The following is a 24,274-nucleotide window of genomic DNA, read 5'->3' as shown; positions in this document are numbered from 1 at the left end:
CGCGGAGATGTGTATAATAGACAGGTGCGTTACCTTGCCTGCCTGGCTGGTGCCGCCTTGCTACTGGCCCTGCCAGCCTCCGCTCAAGAGGAGGCTGTCTGTTCACCAGTCGTCGCGAAGGTGCCCCTGGAACGGCACCTCCGGCAGCTGTCGCTGGACCTGCTCGGCCGTCCCCCCACCTATGAGGAGTACCAGGCGGCCCAGGCCAAGGGCTCCATCGACGTGGAAGACATCCGCGCGATGATGACGAAGGACGAGTTCAACGCGCGCATCCGTCACTATCACCGCTCGTTGCTGCGCTCGAACCTCTCCGGGAGCCTCAACAACAACCAGAACTCGCGGGTGACGGGTAACGGCATCACCACCGCTTATGGCGTGGCGGGCAATCCCGCCTCGACGCTGCGCGGCGCGAATGGCGCGACGTGCAACTCCGACATCGCGCAGGACCAGTGCCTCACGGCGGCGCAGCCGGACGCGCACGCGGCGCCGCTCACCGCGCAGCCCCGGACGAAGTGTCACGACGATGAGGGCGTGCCGCTGGCCGTCAGCTACGACTACGACACGAACTACTACGAGTGCACGCCGCTCGCGCCGACGACGACGGGGGGCACGGCGCAGTGCTCGGACCTGCTGAGCGCCAGCCACCCGCAGCACAAGTACCTCTTCTTCTGTGACCAGCGAGGCTCGGGGAGCAGCGCCGGGGCCTTCATCTGCAAGCCGGACCCGGACAAGAACACGACCAACGCGCTGACCGTGGAGGAGATGAATGGCGCCAAGGTCACGGCGTTCAAACACCCGAACCCGGACTCCAGGCCGGCGCTCACCGAGCTGACGCGCTGCACGCTGGACCTGGAGCTGCGCAGCGGCCTCAAGGGCAACTACGGGGTGCAGCGCGGCTGCGTCCTGCGCGAGGGGTACGTGAACAAGCCCGCGCCCTACTGGGCCGCCGACAAGACGCCGGAGAGCGTCAAGGTGTGCGCCATCGACGCGCAGGAGCGCACGCACAACCCCTGGAACATGGCGTCGTGTGAGACGTCCCGCTTCTCCACCGACCGCAGCTGCGGCTGCGGCGCGGGCATGCGCCGCTGCGAGGTGCCCGCCATCTCCGCGCAGGACATCCGGGACGTGCACGGCCTGCGCGTGGCCGCCTTCAACGAAGAGCCGCTGCGCATCGCCGAGTCGGTGGTGCAGCGCGACGAGCCCTACTTCAACATCCTCACCACGCGCCGCTCGTTCGTGAACGGCACCCTGTCCGCATACTTCCGCGACCAGCAGGGCGTGGGCGTCTTCAACGTGACGACGCCGGCCGCGCCGGGCGCCGTGCCGGCGGTGGCCTACAACGACACGGAGGCGTGGACGGAGTACACGCGTGACGAGGGGCACGCGGGCGTGCTCACCACGCCGTCCTACCTCTACCGCTTCCCCACGCACCGCGCGCGGGTGAGCCACTTCTACGAAGCCTTCCTCTGCAAGACGTTCGCGCCGCCGACGGGGGCTTCGTCCCCCGCGCCGGAGGATGCGTGCAACCGCGAGAACAACCTGGCGGTGCGCTGTGGCTGCAACTACTGCCACGCCACCATCGAGCCCACGGGCGCGCACTGGGGCCGCTACGCGGAGCGCTCCGCGCAGTTCCTGGCGCCCGACCAGTTCCCCCGCTACGACCCGAAGTGCCGCGACTGCGCCCTCAACGGCGACACCAACTGCGGCGGTGAGTGCGGCCAGTACATCATGCAGGCATACGACGGTGACGGCGCCAGCAGCCTGGGCATGCTCAAGACGTACCTGTACCGCACGGCGGACGAGGAGCAGAACATCGAGGCCGGCCCCGCGCTGCTGGTGCAGAAGATGCTCCAGTCCGGGGACTTGGAGCGCTGCACGGTGCGGCGCGTGTGGACGGAGTTCCTCGGCCGCCCGATGACGGCGGAGGAGCAGCGCATGTACCTGGTGCCCTTCGCGCAGGACTTCGCGCGCAACGGCCACCGCCTCAAGGCGCTCATCGAGCGCGTGGTGACGTCCGACGCCTACCGGAGGATTGACTGATGCGCCGCCTCGTCTTGACCGCCGCGCTGCTCGCGCTGGCCACCGGTTGCACGAAGGATGACACGCAGTCCGCGGGCGGCATCATCGAGCCCATCCCCAACCCGCATCAGCCCGGGGACTTCACGCCGCTGCCGGACCCCGAGGCCCAGGACGGCAGCGTGGGCCGCGCCCCGCGCCGCCTCACCGTGGCTCAACTGGACGCCGCCATCATCGAGGCGGTGGGGCAGCGCTGGAGCGAGCTGGACTCGCGCGCCACGTCCATGGGGCGCGCGGACTACGCCCTGGTGGTGAGCGAGAACATCGAGCCCAACCTGGTGTTCGCCAAGTTCCTGGAGGACGGCGCGCGCAAGGTGTGCCTCAGCCAGGCGTCCGCGGAGCTGCGCATGACGGACGCGTCGGCGCGCACCATGGGGCGGCTGCTGCCGGAGAAGTGGGATGATTTGACGAAGCTGACCGACGCGGAGGTGCGCGCGCAGCTCGTCTACATGTCCACCCGCTTCTGGGGCGCGCCGCTGGCGGGCGAGGAGCTCACGAAGTGGACGTCCTTCTTCACCCAGGCCGCGGCCCGGGTGCAGACCCTGGCCTCTTCCAAGCGCCATGAGACGTTGGCCGTGGTGTGTATCGCCATGCTGACGGACCCGCGCTTTATCACCTACTGACGCTCGGAGTGCTTGCGATGAAGAAGAACCGCCACGACGAGAAGTGCGCCCAGGGCTGCGCCCACGGGCGCCGCACCTTCCTCAAGGCCACCGCCGGCTTCATGGGCTCCACGCTGCTGGGGGGGCTGCCCTTCCGCGCCTTCGCCCAGGCGGCGGAGCTGGCGCCAGCGGACCGCTGCTTCGTCTTCGTCTACTTCAGCGGGGGCTGGGACCAGCTGCTGGCCTTCGACCCGCGGGACCCGACCGAGTTCACCGCGGACCGGGCCTCGGAGACGAAGATCCTGCCAGGGTACGACCTCATCAACGACGCCCGCTTCGAGTCCCGGCCGCTCATCCCCGCCGAGCTTGCGGGCGTGGGCCGGTCGAACATCGACTTCGGGCCCGCGGTGGGCACCGAGCTGGCGAAGCACTACGACTTGATGACCGTGGTGCGCGGCATCAACATGAACACGCTGGGCCACGAGGTGGGCTACCGCTACTTCCTCACCGGGAAGATGCCCATCGGCAGCGCGGCGCGTGGCTCCTCCACGGCGACTGAAATCGTGGGGCAGATGAAGCCGCGCGTGCCCATCGCCTCCATCTCCTACAACGTGGAGTCGTACAACGACCGGTACGGCGGCTATGCCAACGCGCTGCGCGTCAGCCGCCGGGACGACCTGCTGCTGACGCTGAAGGGCAGCGCGGACAAGCTGGACAGCGAAATCGAGCAGCAGCTGCTCGACTTCCGCGGCCAGCCCGTCAACTGCGAGCAGGCGGCCTATGGCGCGCGTGGGGTGGGCACCACCTACGCCAACAGCCAGGAGCAGATGCGGCTCATCCAGTCCCAGGGCCTGGACAAGTCGTTCGACTTCCTCGCCGCGGCCAACCAGCCGCATGGCCCGGAGATGGCGGCCATCCGCGGGCGTTACCAGTTGAACAACATCAACGACGTGAATGGCGAGCGCGGCCGCGCCGCCACGGTGGCCACCGCGCTGAAGAAGGGCATCGCCCAGTGCGTCACCATCAACCTCACGGGCGGCCTGGACACCCACTTCGGCAGCCAGCTCACGCACGCCAACAACCAGCGGCGCGGCTTCGACGCCCTGGCCATGCTGGTGAAGGACCTGCGTGAGAGCGACCATCCCGCGGGTGGCACCTTCATGGACCACACCACCATCATGGTGTTCTCCGAGTTCTCCCGCACGCCGCTCATCAACAGCGCCGGTGGTCGTGACCACCACCTGAGCAACTCCGCGCTGCTGATGGGGGCCGGCATCAAGCACAACTTCGTGTTCGGCCGCAGCGGCGACATTGGCATGGCGCCGGGCACCTTCGACCTGCGCAACGGCGCGTCGGACCCGAACGGCGAGAACATCCTCCCCGAGCACGTCATCGCCACGGTGCTGGCGTCCGCGGGGCTGGACTACAGCATCACTCGCGTCGAACCGCTGCGTCCCATCCTCGCCTGAGCCGTCCATTTCGCATGCGCATCCATCCGCGGGCCTCCGCCTCCGCCGTCCTCTCGCTGCTCTCGCTCGTCGTCTTGGGGGCATGCGGGGAGGACCGTTCGCTTCCGCTCGACAAGCCCGAGCCGGCGCCCTTCCAGCCGGTCCAGGTCCCCGCCATCACGGCCCTGGCGCCCGTCCCGGGCTTCGCGGACCAGTCGGGTGGGGGAATCTTCGCCACCGCCTCGCGCGAGCTCGTCCGGCTGCGGCTGGACGGCACGTACGGGGCGCTGGAGCCGCACCCGGGCAATGAGGTGGCGGCGGGCGGCACGCTCGGCGTCTTCCGGCTGGGGCCCCACAGCGCCCTGGTGGAGACGCAGAACGGGCTCTTCATGGCGGAGTCGGGGTGGCTCATCGCGCCGCCCTGGCGGGACGCGCTGGGGCAGGGCGTCATCGCCACCGCGCAGTCCGCGGACGGCGCGGTGTGGCTGGCGCACACGCGCGGCCTGTTCCGCCTGCAGGAAGGCACGCTGGCGGAGCTGAAGGTGGACGGCGCGTCGGTGGAGGCCATCACCTCGCTGGCGGCGGCGCCCTCACCGGAGAACCTGCCCGGCGTGTGGTTCCTGCACGAAGGCGGGCTGAGCGTCGCGGTGGCCCTCAGTACCACGAACTACCGGGTGCACACGACGAGCGCGCCCCTGGCGGAGGGCGAGTCGCTGCGGGCGCTGGCGGGCATCGGGCCCGCGGTGGGCACCGCCGGTGAGCTGTGGGCGCTCACCAACCAGGCCCTGCTGCGCCGGGGCAAGGACGGCTGGCGCCGCGTGGAGCTGCCGCAGCAGCCGCAGCAGCTGATCGCCTCGGGCCGCTTCCTGTGGGCGAAGACGGACGGCGCGCTGCTGCAATACGACGCGGACGCGGACGTCTGGCGCGCGGCCACGGACGCTGGCGCCGGGGACTTCCATTTCCTCGCCGCGGACGAGAGCGGCAGCGTGTGGGTGCAGCAGGGCGGGGTGTCCGCCGCGCTGAGCCCCGTGCTGGTGCCGCGCCTCCGGGGGCTCTACCAGGGCATGCAGCTGGTGAACGACGGCCTGGTGGTGCGCGCGGTGATGCCACCGGGCGGAGCGCCCGAGCGCGTCGTCTACATGCTGGGCAACTCGGAGATTCCCACGGAGGGGCCGGACTACAGCCTGGGGGGCCTGGAGGCCGACGGGACGCACCGGGCCTACTCCTTCGCGTCGCTGGAGGCCGGCCGCTACGTCCTGTCGGTGGTGGCGCGCTACGCGGATGGTTCGGAGGCGCGGCGCGCGGTGCCATTCGACTACGCGCCCCTGGCCTCGGGGCCGCTGAGCTGGGACAAGGACATCCGCCCCATCCACGAGGCGCGGTGCCGCAACTGCCACAACAGCTCCAGCGCGGCGCGCTCGCTCGACAGCTATGAGCTGTGGCGGACCAACGCGCCCATCATCACCGACGCCGTGAGAGACCAGCGGATGCCCGCCGACGGTCCCATGGACCCCGAGCTCATCTCCCGCATCCAGCGCTGGGCCTCCTCTGGCGCCAGGCCCTGAAGCAACGCGCAGTCTCCCCCGAGGTACCTGACATGACCCGACTGACCCGCGCGGCCCCCCTCCTCGCGCTCCTTGCCGCGGCCTGCTCGGATGAGCCCGCGCCCGCGCGCGTGGCGGACCCTCACCAGGCGGACCTGTGCACGGGCCTGACCGCGCTGACGCTCACCGCGCAGCCCGCGCGCGTGCGAGTGTCGAGCCCCGTGGCTCTGGTGGCCACCGGCGGCAGCGGCCATTACACGTACCTGCTGGAGCCGGGAGGCTCCTCGGGGGAGCTGGTGGGCAGCCGCTTCCTGGCGGGGCGCACGCCGGGCTCGGACACGCTGGTGGTGGAGGACGCGCGCTGTCCGGGCGTGAGCGCCACCACGCAGGTCGACGTGACGGCGACGTTCAATGTCGCGCCCGTGCGCGCGGAGCTGCGGCCGGGCACCTCCTTCCAGGTGGCGGCGGACGGCGTGCTGGGCTCGGCCATGTACCTGCTGTCGGCCGACGGCTCCGGCGCCACGCTGACGCCGGGTGGCCACTACACGGCCGGCACGCGCGAGGGCCTGGACGTCATCACCGTGCGCGACACCCAGTCGGGTGACGAGGCGGTGCTGCAGTACGAGGTCCGCGCCAACGCTCGGCTGACCGGCGCGCCGGCCTTCCTCGCCGTGCCCTCGGGTTCGTCCGTGCCGCTGGCCACGCGCGGTGGCAGCGACCGGGTGAACTGGACGAAGGAGTCCGGTCCCGGGACGCTGGCGGGCGGCCGGCTGACCTTCGGGCCCGGCGCCACTGGCGTGGCGGTGCTCAGCGCGGCGGACCCCTTCACCGGGGACACGGCGCGGGTGTCGGTGCGCGTGCTGGACGAGCTGACGCGGCCGGGACTGCCGCACGGCCGACTTTCCGATGTGGCCACCCTGGTGACGGCGGACTTCGACGGCGACGGCCACCTGGACCTGGCGGTGGGGCAGCGCGAGAGCGACCTGAACCAGCCCTCGGGCGGCGCCGTGTTCATCTTCAAGGGCGGCAGCAGCGGCGGCCTGCCGGCGGAGCCAACGTGGGTGCTCACCGGCGCCACGGAGACGGCGCAGTTCGGTGACGCGCTGGCCGCGGGTGACCTGGATGGGGACGGGCGCGCGGAGCTGCTGGTGTCCTCGCCGGGCGCGGACGTGGCCGTCACCAACGCCGGCGCGGTGTACCTCTACACCTTCCGAAGTGGGGCGCCGGCGCCGCTGCGCCAGCAGCTCACCGGCCTGCTCCGCAACGCGGCGTTCGGCTCGGGCATGGCCGTCGCGGACTTCGAGGGCGACGGCGACCTGGACGTGGTGGTGGGCTCGCCGCTGGGCGACCTGGCGCCCACCAACGCCATCCGCAACCGCGGCACGGTGGACGTCTATGCGTCGACGCGGGGCTCGCCGGTGCCGGACCTCCCGACGGTGCGGCTGGGCGGCTGGGACTTGACGCAGGACGGTGCCCTGGTGTCGCGCAGCAACACCGAGCTGGGCCGCGCGCTGGTGACGGGCGACCTCAACGGGGACGGCCTGGTGGACCTGGCGGCGCTGAGCCGGGTGTCCCGGTACAACGCGTCCGGGGCGGTGTCCGGCGCGCAGATGGCCATCTCCGTCTTCCTGGCGCGCGCGGAGGGCGCGCGCTTCCGGGCCTCGCCGGACGTGTACGTGCTGCCGGCCAACACGGCGGACAGCAACGAGGGCACATGGCGGCTGGGCGTCATCCCCGCCGAAGGCACGCGGCCCCCGCTGCTGCTGGCGGTGGCGGACCGGGCGGACTCGCCGGACCTGCGCTCGAGCGGGGGCCTGCAGTCCGGCAATGATTCGGGCGGCGCGCTGCTGTTCGATTTGACGGGCTACTCCGCCACGGGCGAGCCCGCCAACCGGCCGCCCCAGGTGAAGCGCGAGGACGCCTTCGCCCGCCTCTACGGCGAGGCGAGCGGCATCAACGCGGGCCGGAGCTGGGCGGTGATGGACGTGGACGGCGAGCCGGGGTTGGAGCTGCTCCTGGGCGCGCCCTATTCGTCCGCGCCTTCGGGCGTGGGCAGCGGCACGCTGCGCTGGAGCGGCAAGATTCTGGTCCATTCCCTGGCCACGCTCACGCAGGGCAGCGTCCTCAACCGGCCGCTGATGGTCATCAACGGGACGGCGGTGTCGGACACGCTGGGCTCAGGCCTGGCGACCTGGGGCCCCGCGGCGAACCCGTCGCTGGTGGCCTTCGCGGGCCGGTCCTCGTCGGAGCAGGGGGCCTTCACCGGCAGCGTGGAGCTGTACCACCGTCAGGGCGCATCGGTGGCCGAGTGGACGCGCACCAGCGTCCGGGTGCCGGCGAAGCCGAGCGTGGAGCGCTTCGGTGAGGCGGTGGCGATTGCGCAGGGCCCGCAGGGCCGTCCGCTGGTCCTCACGGGCGCGCCGGGCTGGTCCGGCCCTGGCACCAGCAATGACGGCAACGCCCTGGCCATTGGTCGTGCCTACGTGCACGACGTGACGACGCCCGCGCGGGCCACCGTGGTGGAGGAGGGCCTGCCCTCGCCGCACCACGCGGGCCGCAACGTGGGCGTGGACGTGGCCTTCTCCGACTTCAACGGCGACGGGCGTCCGGACCTGGTGGTGGGCGCGTCCAACTTCTACGTGCCGGGCACGGGCTCCACGAACTCCAACAACGAGCTCAACAACACGTACACGTCGGTGCCCGCCGCGTGTGTCACCAGCGGCACCCAGTCGGTGGGCGGCGCCCTGGTGTCCCTGGGGCAGGCGGACGGGAGCTTCCAGCCGGCGTACCGGCTGTTCGCGACGTATCAAATCCAGGACTGCACGCCGGAGACGGACGCCAGGTGCCGGCGCACCGGCCAGGGGCGCGGCGTGGTGGGCGGGTTCGACTTGAACGGCGATGGCCGCGAGGACGTGGGCCTGCTGCGCAACGACGGCATGGAGGTGTTCCTGGGCCGCGCGCCCGAGGACGCGTCGCTGGCGAAGCTGAGCATGGTGTGTGAGTCCGTCTACACGATGCCGTCCATGGACATTCAAACGTCCGTGCCGACGTCGCTGGGCGACCTCAACAACGACGGCTGTGACGAGCTGGCCTGGCGCTACGCGGAGGGTTCCCGGTCGGGCGTGGCCATCCTGCTGGGCTTCGACGCGGGTGGTTCGCGCTGCGGCGGGCGCAGGACGGCCACCGTGTGGCGCATCGCCGGTGACAGCGAGGCGCAGCTCACCAACATGGGCCTGGGCCTGAGCATGACGCGAGCGGGCCGGTTCCTGGGGGACACGCGCGACTTCGTGGCCATCAGCGCCACCAGCGTGCCCTTCAACGGCGTGACGCAGCCGGTGGTGCTGCTCTTCGACAAGACGGTGCTGGTGAACAGGATGCAGGCGCTCCAGGCCGCGGGCTCGCCGCTGGTGGTGGGCGCGCTGGGCGACGGGCTCAACCCCGTTGTCCTGGTCCACCGCCACCGCGCGGTGAACTTCGGCGCGCGGCTGGTGGGCGGCACGGACCTCACGGGCGACAACATCCCCGACCTGCTGGTGAGCGCGCCGGGGGCCTCCGAGGCCTCCGACGGCGGCGGCGCGGTGTTTCTCTATGCTGGCGGGGTTGGCCAGCAGGGCGCGCTTTCACCGTTCCTCATGGTGGTGGGAGATGGCTCGGAGCGCTCGGCGCTGGGGCAGGCCCTGTCGATGATGCCGGGCAGTGGCAGCTCGCCGCCCATGCTCGTCATCGGCGCGCCGCGCAGCTACCGGACGGGGACGCAGAACGGCACGGCCTTCGTGTTGCCGCTCGGCTTCTGACGGTCCGCACAGGGAGGCTGTTGGGTCCACGCTGAGGCTGGGGCTATCCTGGCGCCTGTCTGAGCGTGGGAGGTCCATGAGCCTGAAGCGGGAGTGGCGTCACGGCGAGCAGCAGGCGTCGTTCGAAGCGCCGGACATCCTCTGGGCGCGCTTCCGGGGCGCCATCACCCTGGAGACGTCGGTCTGGTCGTGTGGCGTGTACCGGGAGCTGGCGGAGGCGCAGCGCTTCTATCTGGCCGCGGACATCACCGGCTCGCACCTCAGTCCGGAGTCACGCCGCTACCTGGTGGACCACGCGAAGGCGGGCTGGTTCCTGGGCGTCGTCTACATCGGCGCGGCGATAGAGCAGAAGGCCACCACCAAGAGCCTCATGGTGGGGGCCATGCTGAGCGGCGGGACGCGGCTGGACACGGCCTACGTGGACTCGGCCGAGGAGGCGCGGGCCTGGATTGCGCGACACCGCGAGGCGGCGGCGCGGGCGGGCTGAGCGCGGTGGGCGGTCCGCTGGGGTGACGGGCGTGCTGCACACGACAGGGCGCATGCACATCGTCTGTGGCCAGGAGGGTGCATGGGGGCCGAAGCCCTGGGTTGGTTCAGCTCATTCGTCCTGCTGTTGACCATTGGCGTCCAGGTCCACAAGCAGTGGAAGTCAGGCTCGAGCGAGGGGGTGTCCAAGTGGCTCTTCGTGGGGCAGATGACGGCCTCCGTGGGGTTCACCCTCTACAGTTGGCAGGTCGGCAACTGGGTCTTCGTGGTGACGAACGCGCTGATGCTCTTGAGCGCGGTGCTGGGGGCCGTGATTGTCCTCAAGCACCGCCGGGCCGCGCGCCGGAAGCACGCGTCGCAACCGCGCGCTCCCTCTGGCGCCGCGCACGCCTGAGCACCTGGGCCCTGGCTGTCCGCCTGCCCCAGGGGCGGGCGGGCGGCGCGTCCAGGAGGTGGGTTGGTTTGCGGGAACAGCCTTCTCACATTGCCCGAGCCCCTTAGCGCAGGAGTTCGACATGGCCGACAAATCGGAAGTGGCCCGGCTGCGCAGCCTGGCCCAGCTCGACGCGGATGCCGTGGGTGCCTACGACGCGGCCCTGGCACGGATTCCGGAACCGTTGGTCCGCGAGCGGCTCAATGGATTCCGCATTGACCACGTCCGGCACGTCCAGGACCTGAACGCCCTCATCCACGAGGCAGGCGGGACGCCGCTGGAGCTGCGCCTGGACCTCAAGGGAACGGCGATGGTGGGCCTGACGGCGGTGTCCAGCATGATGGGCACCGAGGCCGCGCTGGTGGCCATGCTCGGCAACGAGGAGTTCTCCAACCGCGCCTACGACGTGGCCCTGCGCTTCGACTGGCGCCCCGAGGTCCGGGCGCTGATTGAAAAGCACCGGGAGGACGAGCGGCGCCATGTGATGTGGATTCGCGCCGCCGTCCGGACGCGTCCCTGGGAGCGGGCACGCGCCGCCGCCGAGGAAGGCTCCGAAGCCCCCGCCTGAGCCGCCCTGCCAGGCCGATATGTCGGGGCCCGGTCCTCGTTTACGCTCCCGCTGGGGCTTGACGAGGAGACGGGACGAATGCGCTCGGTGGTCTACGCGGCGGTTGTGTTGGCGGGCCTGATGACGGGCTGTGCCCATCAGTCCAGCACCTATAGCGACCTCTTCATCCCGGATGGGGAGGCCATCTACGAGCGGCCGGTGGAGGAGATGTGGCCGGAGGTGCGCAAGTACTTCACGGAGGCCAACCTGCCCTTCCGCGAGGACCGGGGCAGCATGGTGCTGGAGACGGACTGGCGCCAGGAGTTCGGTGGCTCGAAGGTGGCCGGCTTCTTCCACCGCTACATGGTGATGGGCAAGCGCGAGTCCCCCACCCAGAGCAAGCTGTGGATCATCCGCATCACCAAGAGCCGCAACAAGGCGCTGGCGCCCCCGGGCCGTGACCTGGACTGGGGGATTTCTCGGGCCATTGGCGGCAACGCGGGAGGCGATGTCGCTGTTCCGGGGCTCTCTCCCGACGACTTCGAGGAGTACCTGGACGCGCCGGTGGGGGAGAACTCCTTCTTCGCGGAGTCGGGGCAGGGCTCGCGGGACCTGGTCATGGAGTGGCGGGTGTTCCGCTCCATCTCCCCGAAGCTGATGAAGGAGGAGAACGCGCCCAAGCCGGTGAAGGTGGCGATGGCGCCCAACGCAAAGGGGGGCGCGACGGCCACGGACTTCGAATGCGGCCTGCCGATTCTCGGCCTGGGCAAGCAGGCGAAGCCGGGCTCGGTGCTGTTGCTGGGGGAGATGCACGGCACGCAGGAGGTGCCGCGCTTCATCGCGCAGGCGTCCTGCCAGGCGGCGGTGGCTGGTACGCCGGTGACGGTGGGGCTGGAGTTGCCGCTGGAGAGCCAGACGCGGGTGGACGCCTTCCTGGACAGCGCGGGGACGGAGGATGACTGGCTGAAGCTGATGGAGGCCCCGTTCTGGCGCAGCCCGTACCCGGATGGCCGCAGCAGCGAGGCGGTGGCGAACATGCTGGAGCAGCTGCGTCAGTTGCGCTCGCGTGGGCTGGACGTGGACATCTTCGTCTTCGACCACCCGAAGTCCCAGGGGCAGGCGCGAGAGGACGCAATGGCGGCCACGGTCCGGCACCAGGTGGAGTCGGGCCCGGGGCGCTTCCACGTCATCCTGTCGGGCAACATCCACTCGCGCACGAAGAAGGGCCTGCCGTGGGACAAGTCCTTCAGACCCATGGGGCTGTTGCTGAAGGACGAACTCGACAGCGTGGTGGCGCTGGACATGGCGTACAACAGCGGCTCGGCGTGGATTTGCGCGGTGGACAGCAAGGGCGTGAAGGACCGGCTGGACTGCGGCATCCGCGAGGCGAAGGGCCGGGACAACGGTGACCGCTTCTTCCTGCACACCTGGGGCGGAACGAACGATGACGGCTACCACGGCGTCTTCTACGTGGGGCCGGTGAACGCGTCCGCGCCCGCGGTTCACAAGGGGCTGGGACGCCCGGGCGCGGGAGACAACTCGGGTGCTCCGGTGGAAGACCGGACTCCGACGCTCGCGTCGCACTGACGTCTGTCATTCCACGTGGCGCGCTGCGGCTGCTGCGCGCCATGTGGCGCTGGCGTAAGTTGCCGGCGTGAGCGACATCACCGTCTATCAGCCGGAGCTCCTCTACACGGGCGGCCGGTTCCTCGAAGGGCGCGGCCTCGCGGTGAGCACCGACGGCCGCATCCTGGCCTCGGAATCCGTGCCCACGGGCGCGCGCACCGTCGCGCTGCCGGGAAGGGCCTTGCTGCCGGGGCTCGTCAACGGACACTCCCACGCGTTCCAGCGGCTCATCCGTGGGCGCACGGAGTACGTGGCCTCGGGCTGGGAGGCGGACGACTTCTGGAGCTGGCGCGAGGCGATGTACCGCGCCGCCGAGTCACTGAGCCCCGAGGACCTCTACGTCGCCTCGCGACAGGCCTTCGTGGAGATGGCGCTCGCGGGCATCACCACCGTGGGGGAGTTCCACTATGTCCACCACCAGGCCGATGGGACTCCGTACGCGGACCGCAACGCGCTGGCGCACGCGGTGATTCGCGCCGCGCGGGACGTGGGGCTGCGCATCTGCCTGCTGCGCGTGGGGTACGCCCGAGCGGGCTTCGGCGTGGCGGCGAATCCGCGGCAACGCCGCTTCATCGACCCGGACGTGGAGACGTTCCTTGGCTCGGTCGAGGCGCTTGCCCGCGAGGTGCGCTCCGACGCGGCGGTCAGCGTGGGGCTCGCGCCGCACAGCGTGCGCGCCGTGACGCGGGAGTGGCTGGCGGCGCTCGCGGGCTCGTCCGTGCGGCGGCTGCCCGTCCACATGCACGTGGCGGAGCAGCCAAAGGAAATCGAGGTTTGTCTGGCGGAGCATGGCCGCAGGCCGGTGGAGTTGCTGGCGGACCTGGGCCTGCTGGGGCCCGGCTTCACGGCGGTGCACGGCGTCCACCTGACGGACGCGGAGGTGTCGCTGCTGGGGCGGGCCGAGGCCACGGTGTGCGCGTGCCCCTCCACGGAGCGGAACCTGGGAGACGGCATCGTGCCCGCGGATGCGCTGGTGAAGGCGGGCGCGCGCATCAGCCTGGGCTCGGACAGTCAGGCCACGGTGGACCTGCTGGACGAGGCCCGGCAACTGGAAGGGCACCTGCGGCTGTCGCGGCTGCGGCGCGCCGTGCTGGACCCGGGCGGCGGCGCAATGGATGGACTGGCGGCGCGGCTGCTGGGCATGGCCACCGTGGACGGTGCGCGGAGCCTGGGGCTCGCCACCGGCGTGCTGGAGGAGGGCGCGCCCGCGGACTTCTTCACGGTGGACCTGCACCATCCGTCGCTCGTGGGGGCCTTGCCGGCGTCGCTGCTGCCCGCAGTGATATTGGGCGCGGAGAAGGCGGCGGTGCGCGACGTGGTGGTGGGCGGACGCGAGGTCATCCGTGAAGGCCGGCATGCGCTCGCGGAGGAGAGTGGCCGCGCGTTCCAGGTGTTGTCTCGCGCGCTGTACGCCTGAGCGGCAGTTCTCCGCCGATATGGCACTGAGGCGCGGCGCGTTCACCCCCCCGGGAGTTCATTCCCGGAGGGGCCGATGCGCGCGAAGTGGTTCGCGGTGGTGACGTTGATGTGCTTCCAGGTGGGCTGCGCGGCTCATCAGGGGAGCACCTACAGTGACTTGTTCATCCCGGAGGGCGAGGCCATCTACGAGCGGCCCCTGGAAGAGGTCTGGCCGGAGGTGCGGCGGTTCTTCACGGAGAACAAGCTGCCCTTCAAGGAGGACAAGGGGAGTCGGGTGCTGGAGACGGACTGGCGCCAGGAGTTCGGCGGTTCGAAGATTTCCAGCTTCTGGCATCGCTACATGGTGCTGGGGAAGCGAGAGACGCCCACGAAGAGCAAGCTGTGGATCATCCGCATCACCAAGAGCTCCAGCACCGCGCTGAGTCCTCCGGGCCGGGAGATTGATTGGGGGCCCAGCCGAATTGTCGGATTGTCCAGAGAGGACCGAGTTGCAAATCGCAATTTGGATACGGGCAGTGGCTCTGTCGCAACGAATCCAATTCTTAGCGTCGAGGACTGGGAGGACCGGTTCGACGCGCCGCAGGGAGAGAACTCCTTCTTCGCGGGCTCGGGGCAGGGCTCGCGGGACCTCGTCATGGAGTGGCGGGTGTTCCGCTCCATCTCCCCCAAGCTGATGAAGGAGGAGAACGCGCCCAAGCCGGTGCAGGTGGCGCAGGCGCCCAACGCCACGGGCGCCGAGGACGCGATGGCCTTCGAGTGTGGTCTGCCAATTCTGGGGCTGGGCAAGCTGGTGAAGCCGGGTGGGGCGCTGCTGCTGGGGGAGATGCATGGCACGCAGGAGGTGCCGCGTTTCGTGGCGCAGGCGTCCTGCCAGGCCGCGGTGGCCGGCATGCCGGTGACGGTGGGGCTGGAGCTGCCGCTGGAGAGCCAGACGCGCGTGGAGGGGTTCCTGGAGAGCGCGGGGACGGAGGCTGACTGGCTGAAGCTGATGGAGGCGCCGTTCTGGCGCAGCCCGTACCCGGACGGCCGCAGCAGCGAGGCGATGGCGAACATGCTGGAGCAGCTGCGCCAACTCCGCGCGCGCGGTCTGGACGTGGACGCCTTCGTCTTCGACCACCCGACGATGCAGGGCCAGGCGAGGGAGGATGCGATGGCGGCGACGGTCCGGCACCACGTGGAGTCAGGTTCCAAGCGCTTCCACATCGTCCTGTCCGGCAACATCCACACGCGCACGAAGAAGGGGCTGCCCTGGGACAAGTCCTTCAGGCCCATGGGACTGTTGCTGAAGGACGCGCTCGACAGCGTGGTGGCGCTGGACATGGCGTATAACAGCGGCTCGGCGTGGATTTGCGCGGTGGACAGCAAGGGCGCGAAGGACCGGCTGGATTGCGGCATCCGCGAGGCGAAGGGCCGGGACAACGGCGACCGCTTCTTCGTGCACACGTGGGGCGGAACGAACGATGACGGCTACCACGGCGTCTTCTACGTGGGGGCGGTGAACGCGTCCGCGCCCGCGGTGCACAAGGGCCTGGGACGGCCTGGGGCGGGGGATAACTCGGTGTTTCCGCTGGAGGAGGCCGAGCCCCAGGTGGCGTCCGCTCGCTGAGCGGACATGGGGGTGCAAAGGGCCTTCCGGGGGCTGGCGTGCCGTGGCATGACCCTCCCCTGGAGGTCGTACCCATGAGTGACACGCTGCCCGCGCTGCGGGCCACCCTGACGGAGTTGGTGGCGATGGACACCACGTCCTTCCGTCCCAACGTTCCGCTCATCGACTACGCGCAGGCGCGTCTGGAGGCCGCGGGCTTCAGCGCGGAGCGCCAGAAGTTCCTGGACGACGCGGGTGTGGAGAAGGTGAACCTCGTCGCGGTGAAGGGCGGCTCCGGCTCCGGCCGCGCCGCGCTGGCCCTGGTGGGGCACTCCGACTGCGTGCCGTACGACGCGGCCTGGACGGATGCGCTGCGGCTGACGGAGAAGGACGGGCGGCTCTACGCGCGCGGCGCGTGTGACACCAAGGGCTTCATCGCCTGCGCGCTGCACGCGGCGCTGAACGCCGAGCAGTTGAAGGCCCCGCTGATGGTGGTCCTCACCGCGGACGAGGAAGTCGGCCTGACGGGCGCGAAGAAGCTGGTGGAGGCGGGGCTGGGCCGCGCGCGGCACGCGATTGTCGGCGAGCCCACGCGCCTCATCCCGGTGCGCGCGAATAAGGGCTACTGCCTGGCGGAGGTGGAGGTGCGGGGGAAGGAAGGGCACAGCGCGTACCCGGACTCGGGCGCGTCGGCCATCTTCCGCGCGGGCCGCTTCCTCCAGCGCCTGGAGCACCTGGCGCTGACGGTGCTGCGCGAGGACGTCGACGAAGGCTTCCAGCCGCCCTTCACCACCGTCAACGTGGGCGTCATCCAAGGGGGCAAGGCCAAGAATGTCATCCCCGGCGCCTGCCGCTTCGTCGTGGAGTGGCGGCCCATCCCCGGTCAGCCGCCGGAGCGCGTGTCGCAGTTGCTGGAGACCATCCGCCAGGAGTTGGTGCGGGATGAGCCCGCCTTCGAGGCCGAGATTCGCGTGGTGCGCACGGACCGGGGCGTGAATACGCGGGCGGACGCGGAGGTGGTGCGCTTCCTCGCGGAGGCCAGCGGCAACGCGCCGGAGACGGTGTCCTTCGGGACGGAGGCGCCGCAGATGACGGAGCTGGGCGCGGAGGCGGTGGTGTTCGGCCCCGGCGACATCCGCGTGGCGCACCAGACGGGCGAATACGTGCCCGTGGAAGACCTGGTGCGCTGCGAGGCCGTCCTGACGCGCGCCGTGGCCCACTTCTGCGGCGGGCGCTGAGCCCGCGAGCGCGATGCGCGGCGCCTGCGAGGCTTGCTCGTCGCGGCGGTGAGGCCGCGGCGGGTGACGGCCGGGGCTGCGAGGGTTTCGAGAGGCCTACGCCTGCGGCAGCGCGCAGTGGCCCAAATCCCTCAGCACCTTCTTGGCCTCGGTGATGAGGTCATGGCCACTGGCGCCCTGCGGCGCGCGGGCGATGAGCTTCATGTCCGGCGTGAGGCGGTAGACGCCCTTGGAGCGCTGCACCAGCCCCGCCACCTTGGGGCCATCCAGCAGCGCGTCCGCGCCCAGCGTCACCACCAGCCGGGTGGTGCCCACCTCCAGCCCGCGCAGGCGCAGGTCGCGCATGTCGATTTTCAGCAGCGTCAGCTCGGACAGGTGGTCCACCTCGTCGGGGGCTTCGCCGTACCGGTCCACCAACTCCGCGCGCAGGTCCGTGACTTCGTCCGGGTGGCTGGCCTGGCTGAAGCGCTTGTAGAAGACGAGCCGCTGGTGGACGTCGCTGACGTAGTCGTCCGGGATGAGCGCCGGCATGGGCAGCGTGACGTCCGGCTCGATTTGCACCTTGGGCGGCTGGCCCTGCATCTCCGCGACGGCTTCCTCCAGCAGCTGCGCGTACATGTCGAAGCCAATCTCGGCGATGGCGCCCGACTGCTTGTCGCCCAGCAGGTTGCCCGCGCCGCGAATCTCCAGGTCATGACTGGCGATGGAGAAGCCCGCGCCCAGCTCGGTGAAGTTCTGGAGCACCTCCAGGCGCCGCTGCGCGTCCTTCGTCACCGCGCGCCGCGACGGCACCAGCAGGTACGCATACGCGCGCTCCTTGGAGCGGCCCACGCGGCCCCGGAGCTGGTAGAGCTGCGCCAGGCCGAACTGGTCCGCCCGGTTCACAATCATCGTGTTGGCGCTGGAGATGTCGATGCCGCTCTCGATGATGCTGGTGCACAGCAGCACCTGGTACTTCTTCTCCGTGAAGGCGAGCATCACCTTCTCCAGCTGCCCCTCGCCCATCTGCCCGTGCGCCACGCCAATGCTGACCTGGGGGACCAGCGCGCGCAGCTGCGTCTCGATGGAGGGCAGCGACTCCACGCGGTTGTGGACGAAGAACACCTGCCCGCCGCGCGCCACCTCGCGCTCAATCGCATCCTTCACCACCGTGTCCTCGTGCTTCATCACGAAGGTACGGATGGCCCGGCGGTCCTGCGGCGGCGTGGCGATGATGCTCATGTCGCGCACGCCGGACATGCTCATGTGCAGCGTGCGGGGAATGGGCGTGGCCGTCAGCGTGAGCACGTCAATCTGGGAGCGCCACTTCTTCAGCGACTCCTTCTGCTTCACGCCGAAGCGCTGCTCCTCGTCGACAATCATCAGGCCCAGCTCCTTGAAGGCCACCTCGCCGCCCAGCAGCTTGTGCGTGCCGATGAGGATGTCGACCTTGCCCTCCTTGGCGCGCTTGAGGACCTCCCGCACCTCCGGCGCCTTCCTCATCCCGGAGATGACCTCCACCGTGACGGGGTAGTCCGCGAAGCGCTTCTTGAAGGACAGGTAGTGCTGCTGCGCCAGCACGGTGGTGGGCACCAGCACCGCCACCTGCTTGCGGTCCAGCGCGGCCTTGAAGGCGGCCCGCATGGCCACCTCCGTCTTGCCGTAGCCCACGTCGCCGCAGACGAGCCGGTCCATGGGCTCCGGCTTCTGCATGTCCGTCAGCACGTCTTCAATCGCCTTGGCCTGGTCCGGCGTCTCCTCGAACTCGAAGTCCGCTTCGAACTGGGCGAAGTACCGGTCCGGCGCGCTGAAGGCATGGCCGGGGTGCGCCTTGCGCGCGGCGGCAATCTGGAGGAGCTCCGCCGCCATCTTGAGCAGCTGCTCCTTGACGCGCTTCTTCGTCTTCTCCCAGCTCGTGGTGCCCAGCTTGTCCAGCTGCACCTGCGTGGGGTCGCCGCCGGAGAACTTCTGGATGAGCCGCATGCGGCCCACCGGCAGGTAGATTTTGTCCCGGCCCGCGTACTCCAGGACGAGGAAGTCCCCGGGCACGCCGTTGACCTCCATCTTCGTCAGGCCCGCATAGCGGCCAATGCCGAAGTCGGTATGGACGATGAGGTCGCCTTCCTTCAGGTCCCCGAAGCCGGAGCCGAACGCGTCCAGCTTCTTGCTGCGCCGGGGACGCCGGCGCGCGCGCACGCCGAAAATCTCCTCGTCCGCCAGCACCGCGAGGCCGCCCGGCCCATCCACGAAGCCGTGGCTCACCTCGCCCGTGAAGAGGTGCGCGCGGATGGACGGCGCGTACAGCGCCACCGCGTCCTCCAGCGGCTCCGTGTGGACCTTGACCACCACGTTGCGGTCCATCAGCAGCCGCTTCAGCCGGTCCGCCTGGCTTAGCGTGCCACACGCCACCACGCAGGCCACGCGCAGCTCGCGCCAGCGCTCCAGCCGCTCCACCAGCGGGGACAGCGCGCCCTCTTCGCCGTGGTGCGCCAGGATGGCCTCGCGCAGGTCCTGGGTGCCGCCGAAGCTGAAGTGCACCGGCGGACGCTCCGTCTGCGCCAGCGACAGACCACCGCCCTCCAGCACGCGGAAGGGCTGCAGCCGCTGATTCACATCCTCACGGGAGAGGAAGTGCTCCAGCGGCGGGCAGATGAGCTCCTGCCGGGCCTCGGCCGCGCTGTGCGAGCGCTCCAGCTCCTCCCACAGCGTGTCCGCCGCGCGGTCCTGGCCCAGCGGGTCGTCCAGGTAGATGACGGGCGCCTCGGGGCTCCAGTCGCGCAGGAAGTCGAAGACCGTGGACAGCCCGCCCTCGAAGAAGCCGGGCAGCAGGCCCTCCATCCCGAAGCCGGGCAGGCCCTCGCGCAGGGCGTCCAGTTGCTCGCGCAGCTTGATGGTGGGCAGGTTGATGCGGTCGGCCACCGCGCGGGCGGCGGACTCGGCGCGCGGGCGCGTCTCGTCGGTGAGTAGCACCTCGCGCGCGGGGACCAGGTCCACTTCCTTCAGCGCGTCCACCGTGCGCTGGGACTGCGGGTCGAAGGCTCGGATGGACTCGATGGTGTCGCCGAAGAACTCCAGGCGGACGGGCTTGTCGTAGAGGGGGCTGAAGACATCCAGCAGGTCGCCGCGCACGCTGAACGTGCCCACGTCCTCCACCAGGGGGCTGTTCTGGTAGCCCATGTGCACCAGCCGTCGCGCCAGCGAGTCGCGGTCGAAGTCCTGACCCACGGCCACCCGCGCGGCCAGCGCGCGCATCACCGACAGCGGCAGCACCCTGCGGTGCAGCGCGCGCACCGACAGCACCAGCGCGGGGAAGCGCGTGCCCTGCCCCAGGTGGAAGAGGGCGCCCAGCCGCTCCGTGACGGCCGCCGCGTCGGGAGACACCTCGTCGTAGGGCAGCACCTCGTCCGCGGGCAGCCGCAGCACGCGCGGCGCCAGCAGGCTGCCCTGGCCGCCCAGGAAGAAGGACAGGTCGGCCGCGAGCGCGTCGGCGGCTTCCTCGTCCACCGCCACACAGACGAGCGGCGCTTTCAACGTGCCATGCAGGCGGGCGAGCACATGCCCGCGCGCGGCCCCCTTGAGCCCCTGCGTCCGGACGCGCTGTCTCGCCCGAAGTCCGTCAATCACCTGGGCGAAGGGGTCACCCGCCGCGCCGCCGTCCTGCGTCTGTTTGAAGGGAGTGTCCATGAGTGGACCCTGAGGGCCCCAGGGTAATTAGAAGTCTCACCCTGTCAGGTCAACGACGGAGCGTCGCAGGTGTCGAGCGAAACAGGAGAAATCGGAAGCTCTGGTTAGCTCGGGCACTGTTCAGCCACCCCGGGGACCGGTTGGCCCCGCCCCCAGCTGCGGGGTTAGGGTGGCTCACAACGGCAGCATCGGGGGCCACGCCGACATGTCATCTGGCCGTGGAATCAACAGGTGCCTGGGCACCGAAGGGGACGAGCCTCTTTCCGAGGCGGTGGCCGTCTTGCGGAGCGTGCGCTCCGCGGCCGGCGGCATCGTCGACTTCGAGTGTGTCTCCGCCAACGTACAGGCGGAGCGCTGGCTCGGCGGAGAAGACGGCAGCCTGGTGCACAACCGGCTGCTGGAAGAAGCGCCGTGGGCGTGGGACAGCGGCCTCTTCAGTGCATGTGTCCGCGCGGTGACCCGCCGCGCGCCAGAGGTCGCGCGGGTGTCCCGGCAGTCGCCCATGGGCACCGTGTGGCTCCAGGCGCGCGTGTCACCGTGTGACGACGGCGTGGTGCTCTTCCTGGAGGACCTCACCGAACGCATGGCCGCGGAAGAGGCCCTGCGACGCGACCATGACCTCCTGCACGCCGTCATCCAGAGCGCCACCGACGCCATCTACGTAAAGGACGTGTCGGGCCGCTACATCCTCATCAATCCCGCCACCGCGAGCGCCTTCCACCGGGCCCCGCGCGAAATCCTCGGCCGCACGGACGCGGAGCTGCTGGGCGCCGAAAGGGCCGCGCCGACGCTGGCGCATGACCGCGAGGTGATGAACTCCGGACAGACGGCCACGTACGAAGGGGCGGAGGGCGGTCCGGGGACGGACCGCATCTGGCACACGACGAAGGGCGTGCTTCGCCGCGGTGATGGCACCGTGTACGGCCTGTTCGCCATCTGCCGGGACGTCACCGCGCGGCGGCGCCAGGAGCTGGAGCGCGAGGAGGAGGCGCGCTTCCAGGAGCGCTTCATCGGCGTGCTGGGACACGACCTGGGCAACCCGCTGGCCGCGGTGCGGCTGTCCTCCGCGGCCCTCCTGGCCCGGGACTCGCTGCCCCCGGAGATCCGGCGCGTGGTGGCCCGCATCGACGGCAGCGCCGAGCGGATGGCGCGGCTGGTGAAACAGTTGCTCGACTTCACGCGCGCCCGCATGGCCGGCGGCATCCCGCTGCGCCCCCATGAGGTCTCCATGGAGGACGTGTGCCGGCGCATCATCTCCGAGCTGGAGCCCGCGCATCCGCAGTGCGGTGTCTGCCTGGAGGTGGACGGCGAATCACGCGGCGTCTGGGACGAGGAGCGCCTGGGACAGGTGCTGTCGAATCTGCTGGGCAACGCGCTTCAACACAGTCCGGAGGGGAGCTCGGTGCGGGTGCGGCTGGCGGCGAAGGACCCGCTCTTCCAGCGCGTGGAGGTCCACAACGGGGGGCCGCCCATCCCCGAGTCGCTGCGCCCAAGGCTCTTCTCGCCGTTCCACGGGGTGCCCCCCGAGCCGGGTCAGCCGAAGCCGAAGCACCAGGGCCTGGGGTTGGGGCTCTACATCGTGTCGCAAATCGTGACCGCGCACGGCGGCTGGCTGGACGTGGCGTCGTCGACGGACACGGGGACCTGCTTCTCCGTGACGCTGCCGCGCGTCACCCGGCCGCTGGGGGGGCCGCCAGGCAAGAGCGCCTGAGGCCCTGGCCTGCTAGCGCTGGCCGAACTTCACGGCGGCCTGCAGGCGGAGGACGTCCGTCAGCGAGCCCGGGTCCACCAGCTCCATCGCGGCCTGCTGGGACAGGCCGGCGTACCGGCGCTTGCGGTACTCCTCCTCGTCCTCCTCACCGCCGCCCTTGTCGCCCTTGTCGTCACCGCCGCCCTTGCCGTCATCCGGGCGGAGGGACAGCGACGGTGCCGGGGACAAGCCCTTCTCGATATGCACCGACGAGAGCGCGTCCGCGCGCAGGGAGGTGAACAGGCTGGCCATGGAGAGGCAGAAGACGGCGGCGACGGTGAGGTTCTTCATGGGGGGGCTCCGTTTCTCTTGAGCGGGATGACGCGCGGCTTCGAATGGAAATTCAAGAGGCCGCGGGCGACTCCAGGGTACGGATGTGTCCCACCTTGGGGGCTCCCCGCGGACGGCACGCCGGGCACTGGGCCCGGGCCCCCGAGCATACGCCGAAGCAGCCCGTTCGCACGCGCGACGGCGGCGCCGCCGGTGCCGGCTATTGGCAGCCTGGGGTGGAGGCGTGCTTGTCACAATCCACGGGGCGTACGGCCGCCGTCAGGCCATCCGCCTGGAACACCAGCTCCGGTCTCCAGTCCGGCGCTTCCAGTGTCCCGCCGTTGCGCAGGAGGACGAGCCGCGCCGTCGTGGGCAGCGGGGCGTCCTGCTCGCACACCCTTCCGCCAGGCGCCGGCGGGGCCACGACGGGCGCGCCGACGCCGGGGTTGCCCCGCCAGCACAGGCCCACCAGCAGGTCCACGTCGAGCTTCGGCGGGATGACCAGGTCCGGCCCCAGCTCCGGGCACTCGCAGCCGCCCACGCCGCAGGCGTTGTCCTGGCACGCCGGCATGGGACACACCGTGCCCCAGGCATCACTGCATGCCAGTGCCTCCCAGCGCATGCGCGTCACCTGGACGCCCTGATCGACCGTGACGCGCGTGCCCAGCCGCACGGGCTGGTGGGTCGCGCGTGCTTTCTGACGGGCCTCCTGCATCATCAGCACCAGCTCGCGCTGCGCTGCGCCCAGGCGCTGGCGCTCCGTCATGCCCTGGAAGCTGGACACGGAGAGGGTCGCGAAGAGGCCGACCAGGGCCACCACGACCATCACCTCCAGCAGCGTCATGCCTTGGTTGCGTGGCCGCATGTCAGCCCCCCGTTCCCACGAACGCGAAGTTGCGAGGCGCCAGGCGGATGACGCTGTGCCGGCGCTTGAAGCCATCTCGGAGGTTGCCATCGTCGTCTCGCGCTCCGGGCGCTTCGTTCCCCGTCAGCTCGGCCCGCTGCGAGCGCGCGGTGATGGACAGCTCCACCACGCGCAGGTGGCGCATCAGCTCGTCACCCGCGCTGCCTGGGCCTCGGTCCGGCGGAGCGGGCACGCCAGCATCCCAGGCCCAGGAGATGTGCGCGGCGCAGGTGGCCTGGGTGCAGGTGGCCAGCGAGGGACGCCCGGCCTCCGCGTCCGGGAAGAAGCGCACGGGGGCGCCAGGGAGCGCGTCGGGGGCCATCACGCCCAGCCGGACCTGCAGCTGCTCGATGTCCTGGGACACCGCGGTGTAGCCCGCCGGCCCCGTGGGCCCATCCGCGTCCACCTCCAGCACGGGCGTGCCCCCGGGCCAGTTCACCCGGTAGCCGCGGCTGGTGAGCGGGAGCAGGTACATGCCCCCTTCGCGCGGTGCCCGTGTGCCAAGCCAGGGCGACTCGGGAAGCGTCACGGCATCGGGATGACAGTGGCCATCGGCGGGCGCGGGCCGGCCCGGGATGGCGGGCGCCCACTCCACGCCTTCCGCCACGAGGTTCGTCACCTGCCCCACGCAGGCCCAGCCCCGCTCGTCTTCCGTGCCTGGGAACACCACGGCGATGACCGCGTTGTCCAGGTAGGCGGGTGGCAGGCCCCCGACGCACAGCGTGTCCTCGAACCAGGCCGCGGTCGCCGGCAGGGGACACTGGTCCAGCAGCACCATCCGCGCCGGGTCCGTCTCCCAGACCTCCAGCGCATCCGACAGCAGCGCGGCATCGGCGGGGGGGACGAAGGTGGCGTCATCCGGGAAGGTGGCCTGGGGGCGGGCCCACAC

The 24,274-nt window shown here is 70.7% G+C and carries 17 protein-coding genes; 13 read left to right on the top strand and 4 right to left on the bottom strand.

Translation table 11 applies throughout. From position 1 onward, the window contains the following. Positions 1-120 precede the first annotated feature (120 nt). From G4D87_RS10430 to argE, 12 genes are all read left to right on the top strand, one after another. A complete protein-coding gene (locus G4D87_RS10430; RefSeq protein WP_240358166.1) occupies positions 121-2,040 on the top strand; it encodes a DUF1585 domain-containing protein in 1,920 nt (639 codons plus the stop codon). Further along, on the top strand, positions 2,040-2,699 hold the full coding sequence (locus tag G4D87_RS10425; protein WP_163781458.1) for a hypothetical protein: 660 nt from the start codon (positions 2,040-2,042) through the stop codon (positions 2,697-2,699). Before G4D87_RS10430 ends, G4D87_RS10425 begins: the two co-directional genes overlap by 1 nt. 17 nt (positions 2,700-2,716) lie before the next feature. Next, entirely contained in the window at positions 2,717-4,147 is a 1,431-nt protein-coding gene (locus tag G4D87_RS10420; protein ID WP_163781456.1) for a DUF1501 domain-containing protein, read from the top strand. Between the two features lie 14 nt (positions 4,148-4,161). Further along, positions 4,162-5,691, top strand: coding sequence for a hypothetical protein (locus tag G4D87_RS10415; protein WP_163781454.1), 1,530 nt, complete (start codon positions 4,162-4,164; stop codon positions 5,689-5,691). 32 nt (positions 5,692-5,723) lie between these two features. Next, positions 5,724-9,464, top strand: coding sequence for an FG-GAP-like repeat-containing protein (locus G4D87_RS10410; RefSeq protein ID WP_163781453.1), 3,741 nt, complete (start codon positions 5,724-5,726; stop codon positions 9,462-9,464). Between the two features lie 76 nt (positions 9,465-9,540). Next, complete coding sequence (locus G4D87_RS10405; RefSeq protein WP_163781452.1) at positions 9,541-9,951, top strand: hypothetical protein; 411 nt, start codon at positions 9,541-9,543, stop codon at positions 9,949-9,951. Positions 9,952-10,032: 81 nt separating this feature from the next. Continuing rightward, positions 10,033-10,344 (top strand): PQ-loop repeat-containing protein, encoded by a 312-nt coding sequence (locus tag G4D87_RS10400; RefSeq protein WP_163781449.1) that lies wholly within the window; start codon positions 10,033-10,035, stop codon positions 10,342-10,344. 121 nt (positions 10,345-10,465) lie between these two features. After that, a complete protein-coding gene (locus G4D87_RS10395; protein ID WP_163781447.1) occupies positions 10,466-10,951 on the top strand; it encodes a DUF2383 domain-containing protein in 486 nt (161 codons plus the stop codon). Between the two features lie 78 nt (positions 10,952-11,029). Next, on the top strand, positions 11,030-12,517 hold the full coding sequence (locus G4D87_RS10390; protein WP_163781446.1) for a ChaN family lipoprotein: 1,488 nt from the start codon (positions 11,030-11,032) through the stop codon (positions 12,515-12,517). A gap of 67 nt (positions 12,518-12,584) precedes the next feature. Further along, positions 12,585-13,973: a formimidoylglutamate deiminase gene (gene hutF / locus G4D87_RS10385; protein ID WP_163781444.1), complete on the top strand. Its 1,389-nt coding sequence runs from the start codon at positions 12,585-12,587 to the stop codon at positions 13,971-13,973. A gap of 75 nt (positions 13,974-14,048) precedes the next feature. Continuing rightward, entirely contained in the window at positions 14,049-15,581 is a 1,533-nt protein-coding gene (locus G4D87_RS10380) for a TraB/GumN family protein (RefSeq protein ID WP_163781442.1), read from the top strand. 74 nt (positions 15,582-15,655) lie between these two features. Continuing rightward, positions 15,656-16,798 carry an acetylornithine deacetylase gene (argE, locus tag G4D87_RS10375; protein ID WP_163781440.1) on the top strand — a complete coding sequence of 381 codons (1,143 nt, stop codon included), beginning with the start codon at positions 15,656-15,658 and terminating at the stop codon, positions 16,796-16,798. A gap of 96 nt (positions 16,799-16,894) precedes the next feature. Here argE and mfd read toward each other — a convergent pair whose 3' ends face one another. Beyond that, positions 16,895-20,461: a transcription-repair coupling factor gene (gene mfd, locus G4D87_RS10370; RefSeq protein ID WP_163781438.1), complete on the bottom strand. Its 3,567-nt coding sequence runs from the start codon at positions 20,459-20,461 to the stop codon at positions 16,895-16,897. Positions 20,462-20,732: 271 nt separating this feature from the next. Between mfd and G4D87_RS10365 the strand changes: the two genes are divergently transcribed. After that, complete coding sequence (locus G4D87_RS10365) at positions 20,733-22,172, top strand: ATP-binding protein (RefSeq protein ID WP_163781462.1); 1,440 nt, start codon at positions 20,733-20,735, stop codon at positions 22,170-22,172. A gap of 12 nt (positions 22,173-22,184) precedes the next feature. On the opposite strand, the gene G4D87_RS10360 is transcribed toward G4D87_RS10365, so the two are convergent. From G4D87_RS10360 to G4D87_RS10350, 3 genes are all read right to left on the bottom strand, one after another. Then, positions 22,185-22,502: a hypothetical protein gene (locus tag G4D87_RS10360; RefSeq protein ID WP_163781436.1), complete on the bottom strand. Its 318-nt coding sequence runs from the start codon at positions 22,500-22,502 to the stop codon at positions 22,185-22,187. A 199-nt stretch (positions 22,503-22,701) separates the two neighbouring features. Then, a complete protein-coding gene (locus G4D87_RS10355) occupies positions 22,702-23,346 on the bottom strand; it encodes a pilus assembly FimT family protein (RefSeq protein WP_163781434.1) in 645 nt (214 codons plus the stop codon). Position 23,347: 1 nt separating this feature from the next. Beyond that, a partial coding sequence (locus G4D87_RS10350; RefSeq protein WP_163781431.1) for a prepilin-type cleavage/methylation domain-containing protein occupies positions 23,348-24,274 on the bottom strand: 927 nt, incomplete at its 5' end.

Origin of the sequence: Myxococcus vastator (assembly GCF_010894475.1) — a bacterium.
In the GTDB taxonomy this organism is placed as follows: Bacteria; Myxococcota; Myxococcia; order Myxococcales; family Myxococcaceae; genus Myxococcus; species Myxococcus vastator.
The sequence above is the reverse complement of the archived record's forward strand: the minus strand, read 5'-3'. Positions and strand labels throughout refer to the sequence as shown.

Coding starts and splice junctions, on each gene's coding strand:
- G4D87_RS10425 (WP_163781458.1), top strand. CDS start 2,040: ATGCGCCGCCTCGTCTTGACCGCCGCGCTGCTCGCGCTGGCCACCGGT.
- G4D87_RS10420 (WP_163781456.1), top strand. CDS start 2,717: ATGAAGAAGAACCGCCACGACGAGAAGTGCGCCCAGGGCTGCGCCCAC.
- G4D87_RS10415 (WP_163781454.1), top strand. CDS start 4,162: ATGCGCATCCATCCGCGGGCCTCCGCCTCCGCCGTCCTCTCGCTGCTC.
- G4D87_RS10410 (WP_163781453.1), top strand. CDS start 5,724: ATGACCCGACTGACCCGCGCGGCCCCCCTCCTCGCGCTCCTTGCCGCG.
- G4D87_RS10405 (WP_163781452.1), top strand. CDS start 9,541: ATGAGCCTGAAGCGGGAGTGGCGTCACGGCGAGCAGCAGGCGTCGTTC.
- G4D87_RS10400 (WP_163781449.1), top strand. CDS start 10,033: ATGGGGGCCGAAGCCCTGGGTTGGTTCAGCTCATTCGTCCTGCTGTTG.
- G4D87_RS10395 (WP_163781447.1), top strand. CDS start 10,466: ATGGCCGACAAATCGGAAGTGGCCCGGCTGCGCAGCCTGGCCCAGCTC.
- G4D87_RS10390 (WP_163781446.1), top strand. CDS start 11,030: ATGCGCTCGGTGGTCTACGCGGCGGTTGTGTTGGCGGGCCTGATGACG.
- G4D87_RS10380 (WP_163781442.1), top strand. CDS start 14,049: ATGCGCGCGAAGTGGTTCGCGGTGGTGACGTTGATGTGCTTCCAGGTG.
- argE (WP_163781440.1), top strand. CDS start 15,656: ATGAGTGACACGCTGCCCGCGCTGCGGGCCACCCTGACGGAGTTGGTG.
- mfd (WP_163781438.1), bottom strand. CDS start 20,461: ATGGACACTCCCTTCAAACAGACGCAGGACGGCGGCGCGGCGGGTGAC.
- G4D87_RS10360 (WP_163781436.1), bottom strand. CDS start 22,502: ATGAAGAACCTCACCGTCGCCGCCGTCTTCTGCCTCTCCATGGCCAGC.
- G4D87_RS10355 (WP_163781434.1), bottom strand. CDS start 23,346: ATGCGGCCACGCAACCAAGGCATGACGCTGCTGGAGGTGATGGTCGTG.